Here is a 17,700-nt window from a genome sequence, read left to right as displayed (position 1 = left end):
TTCGCTCATCGGATTCAGGCCTTCTTGCGGAAGTAGCGATGGGGGACGAAGGGGGCGGCGACGACCTCGGCGGCCTGGGGCCGGCCGCGGACGATCACCTGCAAACGCGTGCCGACGGCCGACAGCGCCTGCGGCACGAAACCAAGAGCCACGGGGCCGCCGAACGAGGGACCGAAGCCGCCGGAGGTGACGACGCCGACCACGGCGCCCGCCTCGTCGGCGATCTCCGCGCCCTCGCGGGCCGGGGCGCCGGCGACCTTCAGGGCCACGCGCTTGCGCTGCAGCCCCTCGCCCGCCAACTCGGCGAGGATGCGCAGGGCGCCGGGGAAATCGCCCGCCTCGCGGCGGCGCTTGGACAGGGCGAAGGCGAGGTCGCCCTCGACCGGCGAGGTGGTCTCATCGAGGTCGTGGCCGTAAAGCGGCAGGCCGGCCTCGAGGCGGAGGCTGTCGCGGGCGCCGAGGCCGATCGGCCTCACCCGCTCGTCGGCGAGCAGGGCGTCCCAGACGGCGACGGCGTCCGAGGCGGGAATCGAGATCTCGTAGCCGTCCTCGCCGGTGTAGCCCGAGCGGGAGACCAGGGCGTCGACGCCGAAGGCGGTCATGGCCGCCGTCTCCATGAAGGCGAGGTCGGCGGCGGCCGGGGCGTGCTTGGCCAGCACGGCGGCGGCCTCGGGGCCTTGCAGGGCCAGCAGCGCGCGGTCGTTGAGTCGTTCGAGCTCGGCGACGCCGTCGAGCTTTTCGGCGATCAGGGCGAAGTCGCCGTCCTTGCAGGCGCCGTTGACCACCAGGAACAGGCCGTCGTCGTCCGGGCGCGAGCCCATCAGGTCGTCGACCACCCCGCCGGCCTCATTGAGCAGCATGGAGTAGCGCTGCTTGCCCGGCTTCAGACCGGTGAAGTCGCCGGGGGTCAGGGTCTCGAAGGCGGCGAACGGATCGGCGCCGCGCAGGCGGGCCTGGCCCATGTGGGAGACGTCGAACAGCCCGGCGTGCTCCCGCGTCCAGAGGTGCTCCTTCAGCACTCCGTCCTTGTACTGCACCGGCATCGAATAGCCGGCGAACGGAACCATGCGCGCGCCGGCGGCGAGGTGGGCTTCGTAGAGCGGGGTCTGTTTGAGATCTGCGTCAGACACGTCTGGCGGCTCCACGGTTGCGAGTCGGGTCCACGCGCCCGTCGCCGAGCTCGTGGTCGTGCTTCGCCCCCGCTGTCCCTTGTGCCTGAGAGATTTCAGGGTCTGGCGACCCCTTGCTCCTTCGGCGTCCGCACGGCCTAAGCCACGCGCCCTTTCCAGCGTGTCGTTACCCGCGCGGTCCTTTTGCCTGAGCGTTTCCGGGGCGGTTGCGCCTTCGGCGTCGGACGAATCCGACCTCTCCCGCGAGAGCGAGGCGACGGTTGCCCGCTGGGGCGCGGGGAGTCAATGCGGCGTGGGTGGCGGCCCCACCAAACATCGGCCCATGATCGCCAAATGATCCAAGTCAAAAACGAAAGTGTGGAAAGTTCACTTTTTGTTCTTACCCTCGGCCGACGCCCAAGTTAAGCTTGGACGCGGAAGGGACGTTGGCGAGAGATCAATCCGATGGACGACCTGTATGACCATGTTCAGCGCTTGCGGACGGAGCGGCGTCGCAAGTCTCCAATTCCGCCCCGTGTCTTGGGAGCGCTTGCAGAGGGCGCAATGCAGGCGGACGCCGCAGTGCGCGGCGCCGCGAATGTCCTGACCTTCGGCATCGCCGACAAGCTCGCCGCGGGCGCCGACGCCGTGGCGAAGGGCGGGCCGCTAAGCCAACTGCCGCAACGATACGCCGCCGAGGCGCGGCAGGAAGCCGATCGGAATCGCTATGACGCCGAACATCGGCGCGTCGCGCAGACGGCGGGTCAGGTCGGTGGGACCGTGCTCGGATTCGCCGCCATTCCTGGAAGCACGGCTGGCTCAGCGGCTCGCTTAGTGGGGGCCGCGCCAGTGACCTTGCGAGAAGGCGCTTCGATTCTCGGGGCCGGCGCCGCGACCGGCGTAGGCGCCCAGGCATTTGGCGATATGGCGCTCTACCAAAGCTCCTCCCCCGGCGACTATGCAGGCGCGGCGCTGGGCGGAATGGCGGCAGCGGCAGCCGTACCGTTCGTGGGCGCGGGCAGGGCAGGCGCCGTTGATGGCGCGGTGACCTCGGCGGCGCAGGACGTGTTCAATGGCCGCCCGATCTCGGTTCAGGATGCGGGCGGCAATGCCGTGCTCGGCCGAGCCGGGGCCCGGCTGGGGGAAAAGGCCACGCTCAATCAGGTCGGCAAGCTTTCCATCAAGGGCAAGGGCAGACTTGGGGAGTCGCTGGGTCGCCTCAGAGCCCTCGCGGACTGGCAGCCGCGCGACATGGGCGTGAAACCTGGCAAGCGCGATTTCATCGTGAATGATCCCAAGAAGAGGTATTGGAAGCCTGACGGCTGGCGCGGTGAACTGCGCTTTGAGGATAAGTTCGGTCCCTCGGCGGACTTGAGCCTTAATCAGCGGCTGGCGCGGGCTAGCCTTGGACCGGCAAAGTTCCAACTCAACCACTTCCTGCCGGAGGACGTCGTCGCGATCTTCTCCCGCCCGGTTTCAGCGATAGGCGCGCAGGCCTCGAGCCGAAAGGACGGAGGTCGTCAATGAGCATGAACCTCTCCTGGATGGCCATCGAGGGTGCGGATGAAGCCGCCGTGCTGGAGCGATTGAATCTTGAGATCGACGAGTATCCAGAAAGCGACTCTGAGGCCTATCACCTCACGCAACTGCCGAACGGCTGGCTGGTCATCGTCAGCTTGGAAGGGCAGGAGGTCTTTGAGTATCTCGCGCCGTTGGCCGCACCCGATGGCTTTGCGCTCGCGAGTGGGATGTACGAGACCGTCATGGTCAGTTCCGCCCACGGCTACCGCAACGGCGCCCAAGAATGGTCGGTTGTTCACGATCCTGAGGTCGACGGGTACGACGTCCGGATCACAGGCACACCTCCTCGAATTTTCTCCGAGATTTACGATGAGCTGCTGGCGGACCAAGGCGGGGAGACTGAACAGGTCGACCATCTTTTCGACGCGCCTTTGCGACTGGCGCAAGCCCTAAGCGGCTTTGAGCCCTACGATGCGGGGGTCGGAGACTGGAAGACGCTCAGGTATCGATCGACGGGGCGAAGAGGCGCTCCCCTGCGGTCGAGCGCCCTGCGCCCCGCGATGAACTCGGAATTGCTGCCCCTTGTCTTGTCGATGGGGTGGCTGCTTCGGGAGGATCTTGAGCGCACCCCCAAGGAGCCGGCATGGCTCTATTTCAAACGCAAGGTGTCCGGGCGGGTCGAGCGTCTCGCGATCCTCTTCGACGATGCCGACGACATCTTCATAAGGTTCAGATTTGACGTGTGGGAAGACAGCCTCACCCGCAGATGGCTCATCTCGGCCGACGCGCCGCCACCCAGACCATTCTTGGCGCGCTGGTTTGAACCCCGCAGACGCCCTTCACCGCTTAAGCCGCGCGAAGATCAGATCGCCGAAGTCGTCGCCCAGGCGTGCGAAGACGTCGTCTCCATTCAGAAGTTTCTGCGAGGCGGAGGCGCCGACCCTCGGCTGAAGATCGGCGGCATGGCGCGCAAGACCTGGCCGAAGCTGCCGCTCCCCCGAACCATGTAGCTACATCCGCTCCGGCGTCTCGATCCCGAGCAACTCCAGCGCCAGTTCCAGCTGCTTCAGCGTCGCCGCGACCAGGGCCAGGCGGGAGCCGCGGGTGGCTTCGTGGCCGGGGGCGAGAATTGGGCACGCGGCGTAGAAGCGGGAGAAGGTCTGGGCGAGCTTGAAGGCGTGCTCGGCGATGAAGTTGGGCGCGCGCTTGTCGTAGGCCTCGCTGGCTGCCGTCTCGAAGGCGTCGAGGGTGAGGGCCAGTTCGCGCTCGGCCGGCTCGGCGATGGCGATCGCGCTGGGCTGCACGCCCTCGCTCTCCGCCCGCCGCAGCAGGGATTTAATGCGCACCGCCTGGTAGAGCAGGTACGGCCCGGTCTTGCCCTCGAAGCTGGTGAAGCGGTCGAGATCGAAGACGTAGGAGGTGCCGCGGAAGTTCTGCAGGTCGGCGAACTTCAGGGCGGCGACGGCCACCTTGTGGGCGATGGACTCGAATTCCTCGGCCGAGAGCTCGGCGCCGAGGCCGGCTTCGCGCAGGCGTTCGCGGGCCTTGTCGCGGGCCATCTCGATCAGGTCGTGCAGTTTCAGCACCCCGCCGGCGCGGGTCTTGAAGGGCTTGCCGTCCGAGCCGTTCATGGTGCCGTTCGGCACGTGCTCCAGCCCGCCCGGCTGGGCGTAGCCGGCCAGGTAGGCGGCGCGGAACACCTGCTCGAAGTGATCGGCCTGGCGGGCGTCCACGCAATAGAGGATCAGGTGCGGATCGAAGCTCTGGCGGCGGTCGACAATGGTCGCCAAGTCGGTGGTGCCATACATGGCCGAGCCTTCCGACGAGACGACGAGCAGCGGATCGGGGCTCTCGACCTCGATCACCGTGCCGTCCGGCAGCTTCTTCTTCTTGGTCTCGTCCGGGCGGGCGACGCGCACGATCATCGCGCCCTGGTCGGGGACCAGCAGGCCCTTGGCCTCGAGCTCGCGCACCATCGGCCCGATCAGGTCGTTGGCGTCGCTCTCGCCCTTCCACAGGTCGAAGTCGACGCCGAGGGCGTGGAACTCGCGCTCCAGGGCCACGCGGCTGACGCGGACGAAATGGCGCCATAGCAGGCGGTAGGAGGCGCGGCCGTTCTGCAGCTCGGCCGTCGCGGCGCGGGCGCGGTCACGATAGGCGGCGTCTTCCTTCGAGCGGGCCGAGGCCTGCGGATAGAGCCGGTCGAGGTCGCCGAGGTCGATCAACGGGACCAGGGCTTCGAAGGCCACGGCCTCGTCACCGCCGGCTTCCAGGTCGGCGACGACCTGGGCGACGCGCGAATCCTCATCCTGGGTGGCGATGATCAGGAGCCCCATCTGGAAGCCCCAGTCGCCGAAGTGGGCGTCGCCCAGCACCTCGTCGCCGCGGAAGCGGAAGATGCGTTTCACCGACTCGCCGATGATCGCCGCCCGCAGGTGGCCGACGTGCATCGGCTTGGCGACGTTCGGGCCGGCATAGTCGACGAGCACCCGGCGCGGGATCGAGACCAGGGCTGCGCCGGCGCGGGCGTCGCCCGCCACCTCCCCCGCCCGCTCGGCCAGGGCTTGGTCGGCGACGCGCAGATTGATGAAGCCGGGGCCGGCGATCTCGACCGAGGCGAAGCGAGCGTCAGCCTTCAGGGGCTCCACCACGGCGGCGGCCAGCTCGCGCGGGTTGCGGCCCGCGCTCTTGGCGGCCGCGAGGGCGCCGTTGCACTGGAAGTCGGCCAGATCGGGCCGGTCGGCGGCGGTGACGCGACCGAAGTCCGGCGAAAGACCCGCGCCCTCGAAGGCGGCCGCGACCGCCTCGCCGAGGGTCCGTTTCAGATCACTCATGGGGCGGTGGGCGCGTCCGAGGCGGCGACCGCCGTCGTGTTGACCCGGAAGCGCTTACCGTCGCGGTTGAAGGCCGCCATCTGGGGCGTCACGTCGAAGCCGACCAGAACCTCGAAGTTCGAGCCGCTGACGGTGACCTTGGCGCGGGGAATGACCAACTCCTCGATGGTCTCGGTGACCATGGTGCGGTCCTCGCCCGGTTTGAAGGTGACCGGCACGTCGAAATACTCCTTGGCCAGCACCTGCTGGTTGCGCTGGGTCACGGCCACCCAATAGCGATAGTTATGCTGGTTGGCGGTCGCCTGCGGACCCTTGCCGAAACCCATCAACATCTCGATGCGGACCTTGATCGGCTCTTCGTCCTTGTACTCGCACCCCGACGACAGGCTCTGGAATTCGCCGGTGTAGGCCACCGCGTTGGCGGCCTCGCGGGCGTCCTTGAACTCCACGTAGCGGCTGGCGTCGTAGAGCACCTTCACATAGGGGCACGGACCTGCGTTGCGCAGTTGGCGCAGCGGCGCCTGCGGCTGGTTCCACTCGCTCTCGCGCTTCTTCTTGGCCGCGGCGGCGGCGGCGTCGTCATCCTGCTGCTGGCCGCCGCGACCGCTGCCGCTGCGGACCTGGGCGCTGGCGGCCGAGACGAACGCCTGGGCGGCGAGCAGCGCGCTGAGGGCGACGATGAGAGTACGACGCATCGGAAGGGTCCGGTGACTGGGAGCGGGCGCAAAGGCGCGTCCGCCATGCCTGCAGGTTGATAAAGGCATATGCGTGACGCCGCAACGAGGCGCAGCGGTGGCGGCGGGCGGCCAAAAGCCCTACCTTGCCGGCCATGAGTGAAGCCGTCCGCGTGAAACCGCCCCTTAAGGTGATGCTGGCCAGCCCGCGCGGCTTCTGCGCGGGGGTGGATCGGGCGATCCAGATCGTCGAGCGGACGATCGAGAAGTACGGGGCGCCGGTCTATGTGCGTCACGAGATCGTGCACAACCGGCATGTGGTCGAGCGCCTGAAGTCGATGGGCGCCGTCTTCGTCGAGGAACTGGACGAGGCGCCGGACGACCGGCCCGTGGTGTTCTCGGCCCATGGCGTGCCGAAATCGGTGCCGGCCGCGGCCAAGGCCCGCAACATGATCTACCTCGACGCCACCTGCCCGCTGGTCTCGAAGGTGCACGTCGAGATGCAGCGTCACTTCGACGAGGGCCGCGAGATCGTGCTGATCGGCCACGCCGGCCACCCCGAGGTGGTGGGCGCCATGGGCCAGTTGCCGGAGGGCGCGGTGACCCTGGTCGAGACGGTGGAGGACGTGCGGACCTTCCCCGTGAAGAACCCCGACAACCTGGCCTTCGCCACCCAGACCACGCTTTCGGTGGACGACACCGCCGCCATGGTCGCGGCGCTGCGCGAGCGCTTCCCCGGCATCGCCACGCCGCACAAGGAAGACATCTGCTACGCCACCACCAACCGCCAGGAGGCGGTGAAGCAGTTGGCGGCCGCCTGCGACCTCTTGCTGGTGATCGGTTCGAAGAACTCGTCCAATTCGCTGCGCCTGGTGGAGGTCGGCCTTCGCGCCGGCGCGAAGACCGCCCAGCGCATCGACGACGCCGGCGACATCGACCCGGCTTGGTTCGAGGGGGTCTCGACCCTCGGCGTCACCGCCGGAGCCTCGGCGCCCGAGACGCTGGTGGAAGGCGTGATCGCGACGCTGGCGGAGCTCTATGTCCTGACTGTCGAAGAGGTCTCGCCCATGCGCGAGACGGTGACGTTCAAACTGCCCAGAGCGCTGGCAAGCTAGGCGACGCGCGTCCGCAGCCAGGCGGTCAGGGCTTCGATGTCGACGTCTCCGCGCGCGACACCGAGCATGATCTCCGTCGCATCGGCCGGCTCAGCGATCAGACCAAGTCCATTGTCCTCGAGAAACAGGCCTAGCGCCATGAAGGCCGCCCGCTTGTTGCCGTCGATGAACGGGTGGTTCGAGGCGATGGCGACGGCATATGCGGCGGCCAGTACGACCACGTCGGATACGCCTTCATAGGCGAACAGGTTCTGCGGCCGGGCCAGAGCTGACTGGAGCAGACCAAGATCGCGAACGCCGCTCGCACCACCGGTAGCGACAAGCACATCGTCGTGCAGGAGGAGCATCAGCTCCTCATCCAGCCAGATCGGTTCGGCCACGGCTATTTCGCCAAGGCTTCGAACGTCTCGCGATAGCGGTTCAAGAAGGCGCGCCCACGCTCGCGGCGTGCTTCAAGCGTGGCGGGCGCCGCGGACAGCACACCCCCGGCTTCGGTCTCGGACAAGAACAAGGTGTCGCCTGGCGCGGCTTTCAACAAATCCAGCGCTTCCGCCGGAAGCGTGATGGAGACGACGTCCCCGAGCTTTTCGATCTTCAGCGCGATCATGACCTACTCCGAGCGGGAAGATAGCACGCCTCGATCCACCGGTAAAAATACCGCTGAACTTGACCGCCAGCGCCGCCTCGCCCATGCCCCGCCCATGGCCGTCTACACCGACATCACCGACGAAGAACTCGCGGGCTTTCTCGCAGGCTACGACCTGGGCGCGGCGACGGCCTTCAAGGGCATCGCCGAGGGCGTCGAGAACTCGAACTTCCTGCTGGAGACCGAGACTGGCCGCTTCATCCTGACCGTCTACGAGCGGCGGGTCCGGCCCGAGGAGCTGCCCTATTTCCTCGGCCTGATGTCCTGGTTGGCCGACCACGACTTCCCCTCGGCGCGGCCGGTGCCGGACCGGGACGGCCGCACGCTCAACACTCTGCGCGGCAAGCCGGCGGCCATCGCCGAGTTCATGCCCGGCCTTTCCGTGCGCCGTCCGACCGTGGCGCACTGCCGCGAGGCGGGCGGCGGCCTGGCGCGCCTGCACGAGGCCGCCGCCGGCTATCCGGGCCGCCGGGCCAACGATCTGGGCCAGCCGGCCTGGACGCCGATGTTCGCGCGCCTGCACGACGAGGCTGAGAATCTGAAGCCGGGCCTGGCGGCGGTGATCGACCGCGACCTCGCCTATTTTGAACGAAGCTGGCCGCGCGACCTGCCGGGCGGCGCGATCCACGCCGATCTTTTCCCCGACAACGTCTTTTTCCAGGGGGAACGCTTCGCCGCCGCGATCGACTTCTACTTCGCCTGCGACGGGGCCTACGCCTACGATCTGGCGATCATGCTCAACGCCTGGTGCTTCGAGCCCGACGGCAGCTTCAACGCCACGGCGGCCGCGGCGATGCTGGCCGGCTATCAGGCCGTGCGGCCGTTGTCGCAGGCCGAGCGGGCGGCCCTGCCGATCCTCGCCCACGGCGCGGCCATGCGCTTCTTCCTGACCCGGCTGAACGACTGGCGCGCGACGCCGGCGGGCGCCTTGGTGAAGCCGAAGAATCCGCTGGAGTACGAACGCAAGCTGGCCGTGCACCGCGAAGGCCTGGTCCTTTGACCGACACCCTGCCCAGGGTGACCATCTTCACCGATGGCGCCTGCCGCGGAAATCCCGGCCCCGGCGGCTGGGGCGCGATCCTGATCAGCGGCGCGCGCGAGAAGGAACTGTGCGGCGGCGAGCTGGCCACGACCAACAACCGCATGGAGATGATGGCCGCCATCCAGGCGTTGGAGGCGCTCAACAAGCCCTGCAAGGTCGAGCTGCACACCGACAGCAAGTACGTGCAGACCGGCATCAGCGAATGGCTGCGGGTCTGGAAGGCGCGCGGCTGGAAGACCACCACCAAGGGGGCGGTGAAGAACGAGGACCTCTGGCGGCGGCTGGACGCGGCGCGGCAGCGTCACGAGGTCGACTGGCGCTGGGTGAAGGGTCACGCCGGCCACGAGCTGAACGAGCGGGCCGATGAGCTCGCCAGGCGGGGCATGCTGGAGACGCTGGGCGAGCCGGTCACGCCTCGCCCCCCGCCATTCAAGCCGGCCGCTGGGTCTTCTTCTTCCGGGCGGCCACGAAGCGCATCTGCAGCGAATAGGCGACGCCCAGGACAGTAGCAGCGACGAAGGCCAGGGCTTCGATCCGGGGCTCAAGCCCCAGCCAAAGGGTCAATCCAGCGGCGACCGCGGCCCCCGCCGCGCCCCACAGCCACCACCCCTTGCCGGAGATCGCCTCGGCGGCCAGCAGCACGGCGGCGACTAGCAGCCAGAACACCGGCCCCTGCGACCAGGCGAAGTCCATCAGCGGCTTCAGCACGATCATTCGGGGGTGAACTCCGTGATCATCGTTCGATCCTGAGCCGGGTTGCGCATCACCGATGCGAGACGGCGGGCCAGCGCCTGGCCGCGCGACGCCGCGCCGGCGGCGGCTCGGCGCGTTGCGGCGTCGCAACCCGTGTGCTGGGCCTGGCCGGCGGCGTAGCCGGTATTGAAGCGACCCCGCAGCTGGGTGTCGAAGGCTTCGTCGGCGGCCTCGGTGTCGGTCAGGCGAACCATCCGCTGCCGCCAGTACTGATCGTTCGGGCCCTCGCAGGCCTGGCGCAGCGCGTGGCTCTCCCCGAGAACATAGGCGAGGTCGAGCAGGCTCTGCCGCTCGGTCGGCGTGCGCTCCTGCGCCAGCGCCGGAGCGGCGGCCATGAGGGCGATCAGGAGGGCGGCGAGGCGCATGCCGCAGCTTGAGCGCAAAACCCGTGATTTGTCAGCCGGTCTCGGCGACCAACATCCGATGGGCCTCGGCGATGACGCGCCGCGTCTCTTCCCAGGCCACCGCCGCCAGGGCTTCAGACAGCGGCATGAACCGCGCGTCGGCCGCGTCGTCGCCGGCCACGGGCTCGCCGGAGACCCAGCGGGCGGCGTAGTCGATCAGCACATAGTGGCGCTCGCCGAACAGGCCGTCGACGACGGCGACCAGACCCGCCAGCTCGGCGACGACGCCGGTCTCCTCGGCCAGTTCGCGCAGGGCGGCGGCTTCCACTGCCTCGCCGAACTCGATGCGACCGCCAGGCAGGCTCCACTCGCCGAGGCGCGGCGGCTGACCCCGGCGGATCAGCAGCACCTCGTCGCCGCGAAAGCAGATGACCCCGACGGCCGGAACGGGCGAGCCGCTCACGTCAGCATGGCCTTGAGATCGACGCTCGATTTCACGCCCACGTCGTCGCAGGAGACGCTCAGCCAGTGGTCCGCCGCCTCGCGGCCCCGCGTGCGCAGATCCTGCAGGAAGCTCCACTCGGTGTTAAACTTCGAGGACATCGACAGATCGTCCAGCCGGCCGTCGGCGGCAATGGCGTGGATCAGCATCCGCCGATAGCGGCCCCGGGCCGATTCCTTGAGGAGCCCCTCGTCGAGCAGCTTGTGCACGAAGCCGATGGCCCGCAGTTCGGCGGCCAGGGACGAATTGAAGGTGATCTCGTTCAGCCGGTCGGTGATCTCGCCCGGGGTGCGCGGCGTCTCGTGGCGCAGGAAGGGGTTGAGGGTGACGATCAGCACATCGTCCGGCGTCTGATCGTAGATCAGCGGCCAGATCGGGGGATTGGCCAGATAGCCGCCGTCCCAGTAGGGCTCCCCGTCGATCTCCACCGCCTGGAAGAGGAAGGGCAGGCAGGCCGACGCCATCAGATGCTTTACCGTCAGCTCTTCGCCGCGAAAGACCTTCGAGTGGCTGCGGCGCACGGCGGTGGCCGAGACATAGAGCTTAATCGGCGAGCGCTCGCGGATGGCCTGGAAGTCGATCTGTTGTTCAAGCACGTCCTTCAGCGGATCGAGGTTGAACGGATTGAACTCATAGGGGCTGAGGCTCATGGCGAAGGTCTCCGCCATGCGCCAGCCGGGGGTGGCCTTCAGCCAGTCGGGACTGAAGGCGCTGGTCCAGATGCCGCTGTCGCCGAAGATGTTGCGGCCGCCGCTCTGGTTCACCGCCCGCCAATAGCTCTCCAGCCGCGCCTTGGCGCCCTCGCGGCCGCCCTCGATCATGCCCCAGGCCAGGGCGGCGGCGTTCATCGCCCCCGCCGAGGCGGCGGTCACGGCCTTGATCTCCAGCCGTTCGTCCTCGAGCAGGCGCTCGATCACGCCCCATTCGAAGGCGCCGTGCGCACCGCCGCCCTGCAAGGCGAGGCTGAGCGGGCGCGGGCCAGCGGGCTTGCGACGGAGGGCGATGACCACCGCTACTGAGCCGTCCAGCCGCCGTCGATGGCGAGGGCCGCCCCGTTCACCGACGCGCCCATGTCCGACGCGAGATAGAGCAGCAGACCGGCCAGTTCGCTGAACTGGACGAAGCGCTTGTTCGGCTGGGCCTCGAGGATCACGTCTTTGATGACGCTCTCGGGGCTGATGCCGCGGGCCTTGGCCTGGTCGGCGATCTGGCCCTCGACCAGCGGGGTCAGCACATAGCCCGGGCAGATGGCGTTGCAGGTGATGTGCGTCTGGGCGACCTCGAGGGCGAGCGTCTTGGTGAAACCGACAAGCCCGTGCTTGGCGGCGACGTAGGCGCTCTTAAACGGCGAGGCGACGAGGCCGTGGGCGCTGGCCAGGTTGACGATCCGACCGCGCCCCTGAGCCTTCATGATCGGCAGGGCGGCGCGGCTGGCGTGGAAGGCGCTGGTCAGGTTGATGGCGATGATCTGATCCCACTTCTCGGGAGGGAACTCATCGACGGGGGCCACATGCTGCACCCCGGCGTTGTTGAGCAACAGGTCGAGACGGCCGAACTCCGACTTCGCCGTGGCGATCATCTCGCCGATCTGATCCGGCTTGGTCATGTCGGCGCCGTGGTAGCGCACTTCCACCCCATGCTTCTCGGCCATCTCGGCGCGGGTCTTCTCGATGGCGACGGGATCGCCGAGGCCATTGAGCAGCACATTGACGCCCTCGGCGGCGAGGGCGTCGGCCATGGCGTGGCCGATGCCGCTGGTGGAGCCGGTGACGATGGCGGATTGGCCCTTCAGGCCGTAGTCGACAGGCATGTGATCGCTCCTTCGTTCGTCCGCATTGTGCATCGCAACATAGACAGTTCGATGGCGCCGCGCGACGGCGCGGCCGCTCAGACCGCTTCGCGCACGAACACCCAGTCTTTCTCACCGGAAAGCTCCGGCCGGAAGGCGTAGCCGTCGGCGTCGAAGCCCTTCAGGTCTTCCGCCCGCTCGATGCGGTTGTCGATGGCGTAGCGGGCCATCCGGCCCCGCGCGCGCTTGGCGAAGAAGGAGACGATCTTGGCCTCGACGCCTTGTTTCTGTTCCTTGAAATGGCAGGTGACGACGGGGCGCTTCAGCGCCTTCAGCGACACCGCGCCGAAGTATTCCTGGCTGGCGAGGTTCACCAGGGTGTCGTCGGCATGACCATCGAGGTCGGCCGACAGGGCCTCGGCGATGCGCGGCCCCCAGAAGGCGTAGAGATTGCCGCCGCGACGGGTCTTCACCGCCGAGCCCATCTCAAGGCGATAGGGCTGGATGGCGTCCAGGGGGCGGAGCAGACCATAGAGGCCGGACAGGATGCGCAGGCGATCCTGCATCCAGGTCAGGGCAGGCTTGTCGAGCTCCCGGGCCCCGAGACCCTTGTAGACGTCGCCGTCGAAGGCGAAGGCGGCCTGCAACCCGTCTTCGCTCTCAGGATCGAAGGCCTGAAAGCGCTGATAGTTCAGATCCGCCAGGGCATCGGAAATGCCCATCAGCTTCTTGAGGTCGCCGCGTTTGAGGCGCGCCGTGGTCTTGGACAGCAGCGCCGTCTCCTCGCGCAGTTGCGGCGTCGTCAGCGGCGCGGTCTTCGTGGGTGGTGCGAAGTTCAGCGCCTTCGCGGGCGAAACAACCATCAGCATGGCGCGCGCTCTAATCCGAGTCTTCAGAATAGGACGCGCGGATTCATGATCCGCTTGGGGTCGAGGGCGGCGCGGATCGCCCGGTTGGCGGCCACCTCCACATCGGATTTATAGCGCAGGGCTTCCCCGGTCTTCATCACGCCCAGGCCATGCTCGGCGCTGATCGAGCCGCCCAGCGAGACGGCGATGTCGTGCACGATCTCTCCGGCCGCATCGCGGTTGGCGTCGTGCTCGGCGTCGGTCCCGTCGGCGGGACGGGTGATGTTGTAGTGGATGTTGCCGTCGCCGACGTGGCCGAAGGCGACGATGCGAAGGGACGGCCAGCGGGCCAGCAGCGTGGCGTCGGCCTCCGCGATGAACCGCGGGGTCAGCGACACCGGCACCGAGATGTCGTGCTTCCAGCTGGAACCTTCCGGCTTCTGGCCGAAGTTCATGTTCTCGCGCAGCGTCCACATGGCCTGGGCCTGGGCCTGGGTCTGGGCCACCGCCGCGTCGGCGATCAGCCCGTCTTCGAAGGCGGCGGTCAGGGTGCGCTCCAGGGCCGCCTCGGCGCCGCCCGGCTCCCCGCTGGCGATCTCGATCAGCACGATCCAGGGGTAGGGCTTGTCCAGCGGATCGCGCGTCCCATCGATATTCCTGATCGTGAATTCGACGCCCTGGCGCCCCATCAGCTCGAAGGCCTCCACCTGGCCGCCGCTCTCGGCCTTGGCGCGGCCGAGCAGGGTCACGGCGTCGGCGGGCGTCGCGAGACCGACGATGGCCACCGCCCGCGAGGCGAGGATCGGGAAGAGCTCAAGGCTGGCGGCGGTGACGACGCCGAGCGTGCCCTCGCCTCCGATCAGCAACTGCTTCAGGTCGTAGCCGGTGTTGTCTTTCCGCAGGCGTTTCAGCCCGTTCCAGATCTCGCCGTTGGGCAGAACCGCCTCAAGACCGAGGACCAGCGACCGCATGTTTCCGTAGCGAAGCACCTGCGTCCCGCCCGCGTTGGTCGAGATCAGGCCGCCGATGGTCGCCGTGCCCTCAGAGGCGAGGCTCAACGGAAAGCGCCGGCCGGCGTCGGCCGCCGCCTGCTGCACGACGGCGAGCGGGACGCCCGCCTCGACGACGATGGCGTCGTCGTCCACGTCGATATCGCGGATCGCCCGCATGCGGTCGGTGGAAAGCAGGATCTCGCCCTGGGGCACCTGCCCCCCGACCAGGCCGGTGTTGCCGCCCTGCGGGGTGATCGCCACCCCGTCCGCCGCGCAGATGGCCACCACCGCCGAGACCTCGGCCGTCGATTTCGGCAGGGCCAGCAGCGGGGTTTCGCCCCTCCAGCGGCCACGCTGCTCGACCAGCTTGGGCGCGAGGCGCTCCGGATCCTGGCTCCAGCCGCCTTCGCCGAGAACGGCCTTGAGGCGAGCGAGGGTGTCGGCGGGCACGGGCGCGGTCATGGCCGTCTTATACACCCGCGCCCCGCCCTGTTGACTCCGACCACGTGGCGATATTGTATGAGTGTATGCATACACTGGAACGCCTGATCAGCGCCTTGCGGATAGAGGGGACCGGCGTCCCCATCTATGTGCAGCTGCGCGAGCAGTTCCTGCGGGCGATCGGGGCGGGGCTGCTGAAGCCCGGCGACCAGATGCCGACCATGCGGCAGGTGGCCGTCGAACTGCGCATCGACCTCAACACCGTGCGCCGCGCCTACGATGAGCTGGAGCGCACCGGCGCCCTTCGCCTGGAGCGCGGACGCGGCAGCTTCGTCGCCGAGCCGCCCAAACCGCTCGATGTCCGCGCCCAGACCCGCGCGGCCGACGATCTCGCCCGCCAGACCCTCGCCCAGGCCGCGGCCATGGGCGTCGAACCGGAACTCTTGATCCAACGCATCGCGGCGCTCGCCGCCAAGAAGGAGGACGTGAAATGACTCCCGTGTCCGTACCGAAAATCCGTCTCGCGGGCGACGTGCCCGCAGGCGCCCGCGTCAACGCTCCGGCCTTGGGCCTCACCGCCCTGCTCATCGTCGCCGGCGGGGCGTCGATCGCCAGCGAACAGGCCCCCCTGCTCTGGTTGGGCGGCGCGCTGATCCTCGCCGGCGTGCTGACCCCCTTCGCCCTGAAGATGGCCCAGCAGTGGGAGCGGGCGATCGTGCTGCGACTGGGCCGCTTCCATCGTGTGGCCGGCCCCGGCCTGTTCATGGTGATCCCGGTGGTCGACGAGGTCAGCTACTGGATCGACCAGCGCATTCAGACCACGGAGTTCAACGCCCAGCAGGCGCTGTCGAAGGACACGGTGCCGGTGAACATCGACGCCGTGATCTTCTGGCAGGTGCACGACACCCAGCGCGCCGCCCTGGAAATCCAGGATTACAAGCGCGCCATCGCCCAGGTGGCCGAGACATCCCTGCGGGAGATGGTCGGCTCATCGACGCTCTCCACCCTGCTGGCCGAGCGCAAGAAGAGCGACGGCATCCTGCGCGACGTGATCGGCCGCAAGACCGGCGACTGGGGCATCTCGGTGATGTCGGTCGAAATCCGCGACATCGGCGTGCCGGCCGGCCTGCAGGACGCCATGAGCCGCCAGGCCCAGGCGGAACGCGAGCGTCTGGCCCGCGTGGCCCTCGGCCAGGCCGAGCAGGAGGTGGCGGAGAAGTTCGTCGAGGCCGCCGAAATCTACGCCCGTTCGCCGACGGCTCTGCAGCTGCGCGCCATGAACATCATCTACGAGACCACCAAGGAGGGCGGCGCCACCATCCTGCTGCCGACCTCCATGGTCGACGCCATGAACCCCGGCGGCGTGCTGGGCCTGACCCAGGCGGCGCTGAACGCCCAGGCGGCCGGGCCGCCCGGCGCGGTCTGACAAGCGGACCGGCGATAATCTACGTCGAGGCGCAGAGGGGACTGGGGCCTGGGGCCATGTAGACCGTCGAGGAGAACGCGTAGGTCGCACGCGTGGCTTTCTCACCGGGGGTGGTGATGCTGGCGACGAGTCGATTGGGTCCGCGAAAGGCGCAGTAGACAGTACGCACCACCCGCCCCTCGTCCTCGGCGCCGTGGCGACCACGCGTGAAGCCCTCGGGGCGCGCCAAGATCACTCGCTCGGCCATGGCCCGCAGCGCCGACGCATCTCCCCGGCGGACGCGCGCCGAGCAGGTCCCGTCAGCCCAGTCGACGGCGAAGGTAGGGTTGCCGATCGGCCCCATGCGGTAGACCTTGTCATTCGGTCCGCCATTGTAGAGCTTGGCCGACTGCTCCAGAGCCGCCTGTCGTTTCGCCGCTTCGGGGATGGATTGGCCGTCGAACTTCCCGGCCATGCAGACTTCGCGCAGCAGCACCTCAGCCGCCTCCTCGGCCTTCATCCCGAGGCTTGATTTGCGGGCGGCGGGAGCGCCGGCCACCGGCTGCGCCAAGACGGGTTGAAAGCAGACAGTCACGCAGACTGCTGTGGCGAAAGCCTTCGCGATGGTCGACACAGGCGGCCCTCCCCGGACGTTGTTTTGCGAACGAGACCTCAGCCTGAGCGTGTTGGCAACAACTACCGGTCGAGCGCCCGGAATCTAGCCGACGAACCCCGCCGCGCGTTTCAGCCTGTCATTGATCGCCTCGCCGAGGCCGTGGTTGGGGATCGGGGCGACCGCAATGCCCGCCGGATGGCGGCGGTCGGCGGCGCGGAGCATGGCGAAGAGGTTGGCGGCGGCCTCCTTCAGGTCGCCGACGCGGCTGAGATTCATGATGTCGGGCCCTTCGCCGAGCGCCAGCGGATTAGGCCCGAAGTCGAGGAACACCTCCCCGGCGCGCGGCCCCTCGGCGTTGAGCCGCACCGGAGCGTCGGGGGCATAGTGGGCGGCCAGGCGACCCGGCGTGCGCTTGGCGTCGGTCTCGGCCTCGGCCAGCATGACCCCGGCGACCCGTTCGATGTCTTCCCGGGGGATCGAGCCCAGCCGTAGGAGACGTAGCGGCGCGTCCGGCAGCACGGCTACCACCGTCGATTCCAGGCCCATGGCGCAGGGGCCGCCGTCAAGGACGACGGCGGCGGCGTCGCCGGTCTCCTCCAGGGCGTCGGCGTGGTTGGTGGGGCTCGGGCGGCCCGAACGATTGGCCGAGGGCGCGACCACCGGCCGGCCCGCGGCGGCCAGCACGGCGCGCGCCGTCGGATGCGACGGCACGCGGACGGCGATGGTGTCGAGTCCGGCGCGGGCGAGGTCGCAGACGGCCTCGCCGCCGATATAGGGCGCGACCAGGGTCAGGGGGCCTGGCCAGAAGGCGACGGCCAACGAGAGGGCGCGGTCGTCGAGGTGAGCTATGGCGCGGGCGGCGGTCAGGTCGGCGACATGGGCGATCAACGGATTGAAGCGTGGACGGCCCTTGGCCTCGAAGATCGCGGCCACGGCGACGGGATTGGAGGCGTCGGCGCCGAGCCCGTAGACGGTCTCGGTCGGCAGGATCGCCAGCCGCCCCTCGCGCAGCGCTTTGGCGGCCGCCTGGATATCGTCTTCGTTGGCCATCCCCGGCAGATGGCGGGCG

Annotated in this window: 20 protein-coding genes, 1 pseudogene and 1 riboswitch; of the genes and pseudogenes, 7 read left to right on the top strand and 14 right to left on the bottom strand. The window is 68.6% G+C overall.

Annotated elements, in window-relative coordinates; translation table 11 throughout:
• Window positions 1-14: 14 nt before the first annotated feature.
• Window positions 15-1,130, bottom strand: coding sequence for a glycine cleavage system aminomethyltransferase GcvT (gcvT, locus tag ACFLIT_RS15060; protein ID WP_479912069.1), 1,116 nt, complete (start codon window positions 1,128-1,130; stop codon window positions 15-17).
• A 165-nt stretch (window positions 1,131-1,295) separates the two neighbouring features.
• Window positions 1,296-1,383, bottom strand: a riboswitch (glycine riboswitch).
• A 191-nt stretch (window positions 1,384-1,574) separates the two neighbouring features.
• On the opposite strand from gcvT, the gene ACFLIT_RS15055 reads away from it, so the two are divergent.
• Window positions 1,575-2,636, top strand: coding sequence for a hypothetical protein (locus ACFLIT_RS15055; RefSeq protein WP_479912068.1), 1,062 nt, complete (start codon window positions 1,575-1,577; stop codon window positions 2,634-2,636).
• Window positions 2,633-3,640: a hypothetical protein gene (locus ACFLIT_RS15050; RefSeq protein ID WP_479912067.1), complete on the top strand. Its 1,008-nt coding sequence runs from the start codon at window positions 2,633-2,635 to the stop codon at window positions 3,638-3,640. Before ACFLIT_RS15055 ends, ACFLIT_RS15050 begins: the two co-directional genes overlap by 4 nt.
• On the opposite strand, the gene argS is transcribed toward ACFLIT_RS15050, so the two are convergent.
• A complete protein-coding gene (argS, locus tag ACFLIT_RS15045) occupies window positions 3,641-5,464 on the bottom strand; it encodes an arginine--tRNA ligase (RefSeq protein WP_479912066.1) in 1,824 nt (607 codons plus the stop codon).
• Entirely contained in the window at window positions 5,461-6,159 is a 699-nt protein-coding gene (locus ACFLIT_RS15040; RefSeq protein ID WP_479912065.1) for a Tat pathway signal sequence domain protein, read from the bottom strand. Before ACFLIT_RS15040 ends, argS begins: the two co-directional genes overlap by 4 nt.
• Window positions 6,160-6,293: 134 nt before the next feature.
• Here ACFLIT_RS15040 and ispH point away from each other — a divergent pair, with 134 nt between their 5' ends.
• Window positions 6,294-7,253, top strand: coding sequence for a 4-hydroxy-3-methylbut-2-enyl diphosphate reductase (ispH, locus tag ACFLIT_RS15035; protein ID WP_479912064.1), 960 nt, complete (start codon window positions 6,294-6,296; stop codon window positions 7,251-7,253).
• Here ispH and ACFLIT_RS15030 read toward each other — a convergent pair.
• Complete coding sequence (locus ACFLIT_RS15030; protein WP_479912063.1) at window positions 7,250-7,633, bottom strand: type II toxin-antitoxin system death-on-curing family toxin; 384 nt, start codon at window positions 7,631-7,633, stop codon at window positions 7,250-7,252. The genes ispH and ACFLIT_RS15030 overlap by 4 nt on opposite strands.
• A 2-nt stretch (window positions 7,634-7,635) precedes the next feature.
• Window positions 7,636-7,860: an AbrB/MazE/SpoVT family DNA-binding domain-containing protein gene (locus tag ACFLIT_RS15025; RefSeq protein WP_479912062.1), complete on the bottom strand. Its 225-nt coding sequence runs from the start codon at window positions 7,858-7,860 to the stop codon at window positions 7,636-7,638.
• A 94-nt stretch (window positions 7,861-7,954) separates the two neighbouring features.
• Here ACFLIT_RS15025 and thrB point away from each other — a divergent pair, with 94 nt between their 5' ends.
• The gene (thrB, locus tag ACFLIT_RS15020; RefSeq protein WP_479912061.1) at window positions 7,955-8,899 is read left to right on the top strand and encodes a homoserine kinase; all 945 of its coding nucleotides are present in this window, start codon (window positions 7,955-7,957) and stop codon (window positions 8,897-8,899) included.
• An 8-nt stretch (window positions 8,900-8,907) separates the two neighbouring features.
• Window positions 8,908-9,327: pseudogene (gene rnhA / locus ACFLIT_RS15015) on the top strand (ribonuclease HI); the annotation flags it as partial.
• Window positions 9,328-9,370: 43 nt separating this feature from the next.
• Here the strand turns inward: rnhA and ACFLIT_RS15010 are convergent.
• The 7 genes from ACFLIT_RS15010 to ACFLIT_RS14980 all read right to left on the bottom strand — a co-directional run bounded on the left by ACFLIT_RS15010 (window position 9,371) and on the right by ACFLIT_RS14980 (window position 14,631).
• A complete protein-coding gene (locus tag ACFLIT_RS15010) occupies window positions 9,371-9,655 on the bottom strand; it encodes a hypothetical protein (protein WP_479912060.1) in 285 nt (94 codons plus the stop codon).
• Entirely contained in the window at window positions 9,652-10,059 is a 408-nt protein-coding gene (locus tag ACFLIT_RS15005; RefSeq protein ID WP_479912059.1) for a TIGR02301 family protein, read from the bottom strand. The genes ACFLIT_RS15010 and ACFLIT_RS15005 overlap by 4 nt, the downstream gene beginning before the upstream one ends.
• Window positions 10,060-10,090: 31 nt before the next feature.
• Window positions 10,091-10,501 carry an NUDIX hydrolase gene (locus ACFLIT_RS15000; protein ID WP_479912058.1) on the bottom strand — a complete coding sequence of 137 codons (411 nt, stop codon included), beginning with the start codon at window positions 10,499-10,501 and terminating at the stop codon, window positions 10,091-10,093.
• Window positions 10,498-11,550, bottom strand: coding sequence for a patatin-like phospholipase family protein (locus tag ACFLIT_RS14995; protein WP_479912057.1), 1,053 nt, complete (start codon window positions 11,548-11,550; stop codon window positions 10,498-10,500). The genes ACFLIT_RS15000 and ACFLIT_RS14995 overlap by 4 nt, the downstream gene beginning before the upstream one ends.
• A 2-nt stretch (window positions 11,551-11,552) precedes the next feature.
• The gene (locus ACFLIT_RS14990) at window positions 11,553-12,350 is read right to left on the bottom strand and encodes a 3-hydroxybutyrate dehydrogenase (RefSeq protein ID WP_479912056.1); all 798 of its coding nucleotides are present in this window, start codon (window positions 12,348-12,350) and stop codon (window positions 11,553-11,555) included.
• Window positions 12,351-12,427: 77 nt separating this feature from the next.
• Window positions 12,428-13,198, bottom strand: a complete 771-nt coding sequence (gene yaaA, locus ACFLIT_RS14985; RefSeq protein WP_479912055.1) for a peroxide stress protein YaaA — start codon at window positions 13,196-13,198, stop codon at window positions 12,428-12,430.
• A gap of 23 nt (window positions 13,199-13,221) precedes the next feature.
• Window positions 13,222-14,631, bottom strand: a complete 1,410-nt coding sequence (locus ACFLIT_RS14980) for an FAD-binding oxidoreductase (RefSeq protein ID WP_479912054.1) — start codon at window positions 14,629-14,631, stop codon at window positions 13,222-13,224.
• 65 nt (window positions 14,632-14,696) lie between these two features.
• On the opposite strand from ACFLIT_RS14980, the gene ACFLIT_RS14975 reads away from it, so the two are divergent.
• Entirely contained in the window at window positions 14,697-15,104 is a 408-nt protein-coding gene (locus ACFLIT_RS14975) for a GntR family transcriptional regulator (protein ID WP_479912053.1), read from the top strand.
• Complete coding sequence (locus ACFLIT_RS14970; RefSeq protein ID WP_479912052.1) at window positions 15,101-16,036, top strand: slipin family protein; 936 nt, start codon at window positions 15,101-15,103, stop codon at window positions 16,034-16,036. The genes ACFLIT_RS14975 and ACFLIT_RS14970 overlap by 4 nt, the downstream gene beginning before the upstream one ends.
• 19 nt (window positions 16,037-16,055) lie before the next feature.
• Here ACFLIT_RS14970 and ACFLIT_RS14965 read toward each other — a convergent pair whose 3' ends face one another.
• Window positions 16,056-16,649, bottom strand: a complete 594-nt coding sequence (locus ACFLIT_RS14965) for a hypothetical protein (RefSeq protein WP_479912051.1) — start codon at window positions 16,647-16,649, stop codon at window positions 16,056-16,058.
• 84 nt (window positions 16,650-16,733) lie between these two features.
• The gene (locus ACFLIT_RS14960; protein WP_479912050.1) at window positions 16,734-17,681 is read right to left on the bottom strand and encodes an L-threonylcarbamoyladenylate synthase; all 948 of its coding nucleotides are present in this window, start codon (window positions 17,679-17,681) and stop codon (window positions 16,734-16,736) included.
• Between the last annotated feature and the right edge of the window lie 19 nt (window positions 17,682-17,700).

The sequence above is a fragment of the Caulobacter sp. HJHS_5 genome, assembly GCF_056683955.1.
The sequence above is the reverse complement of the archived record's forward strand: the minus strand, read 5'-3'. Positions and strand labels throughout refer to the sequence as shown.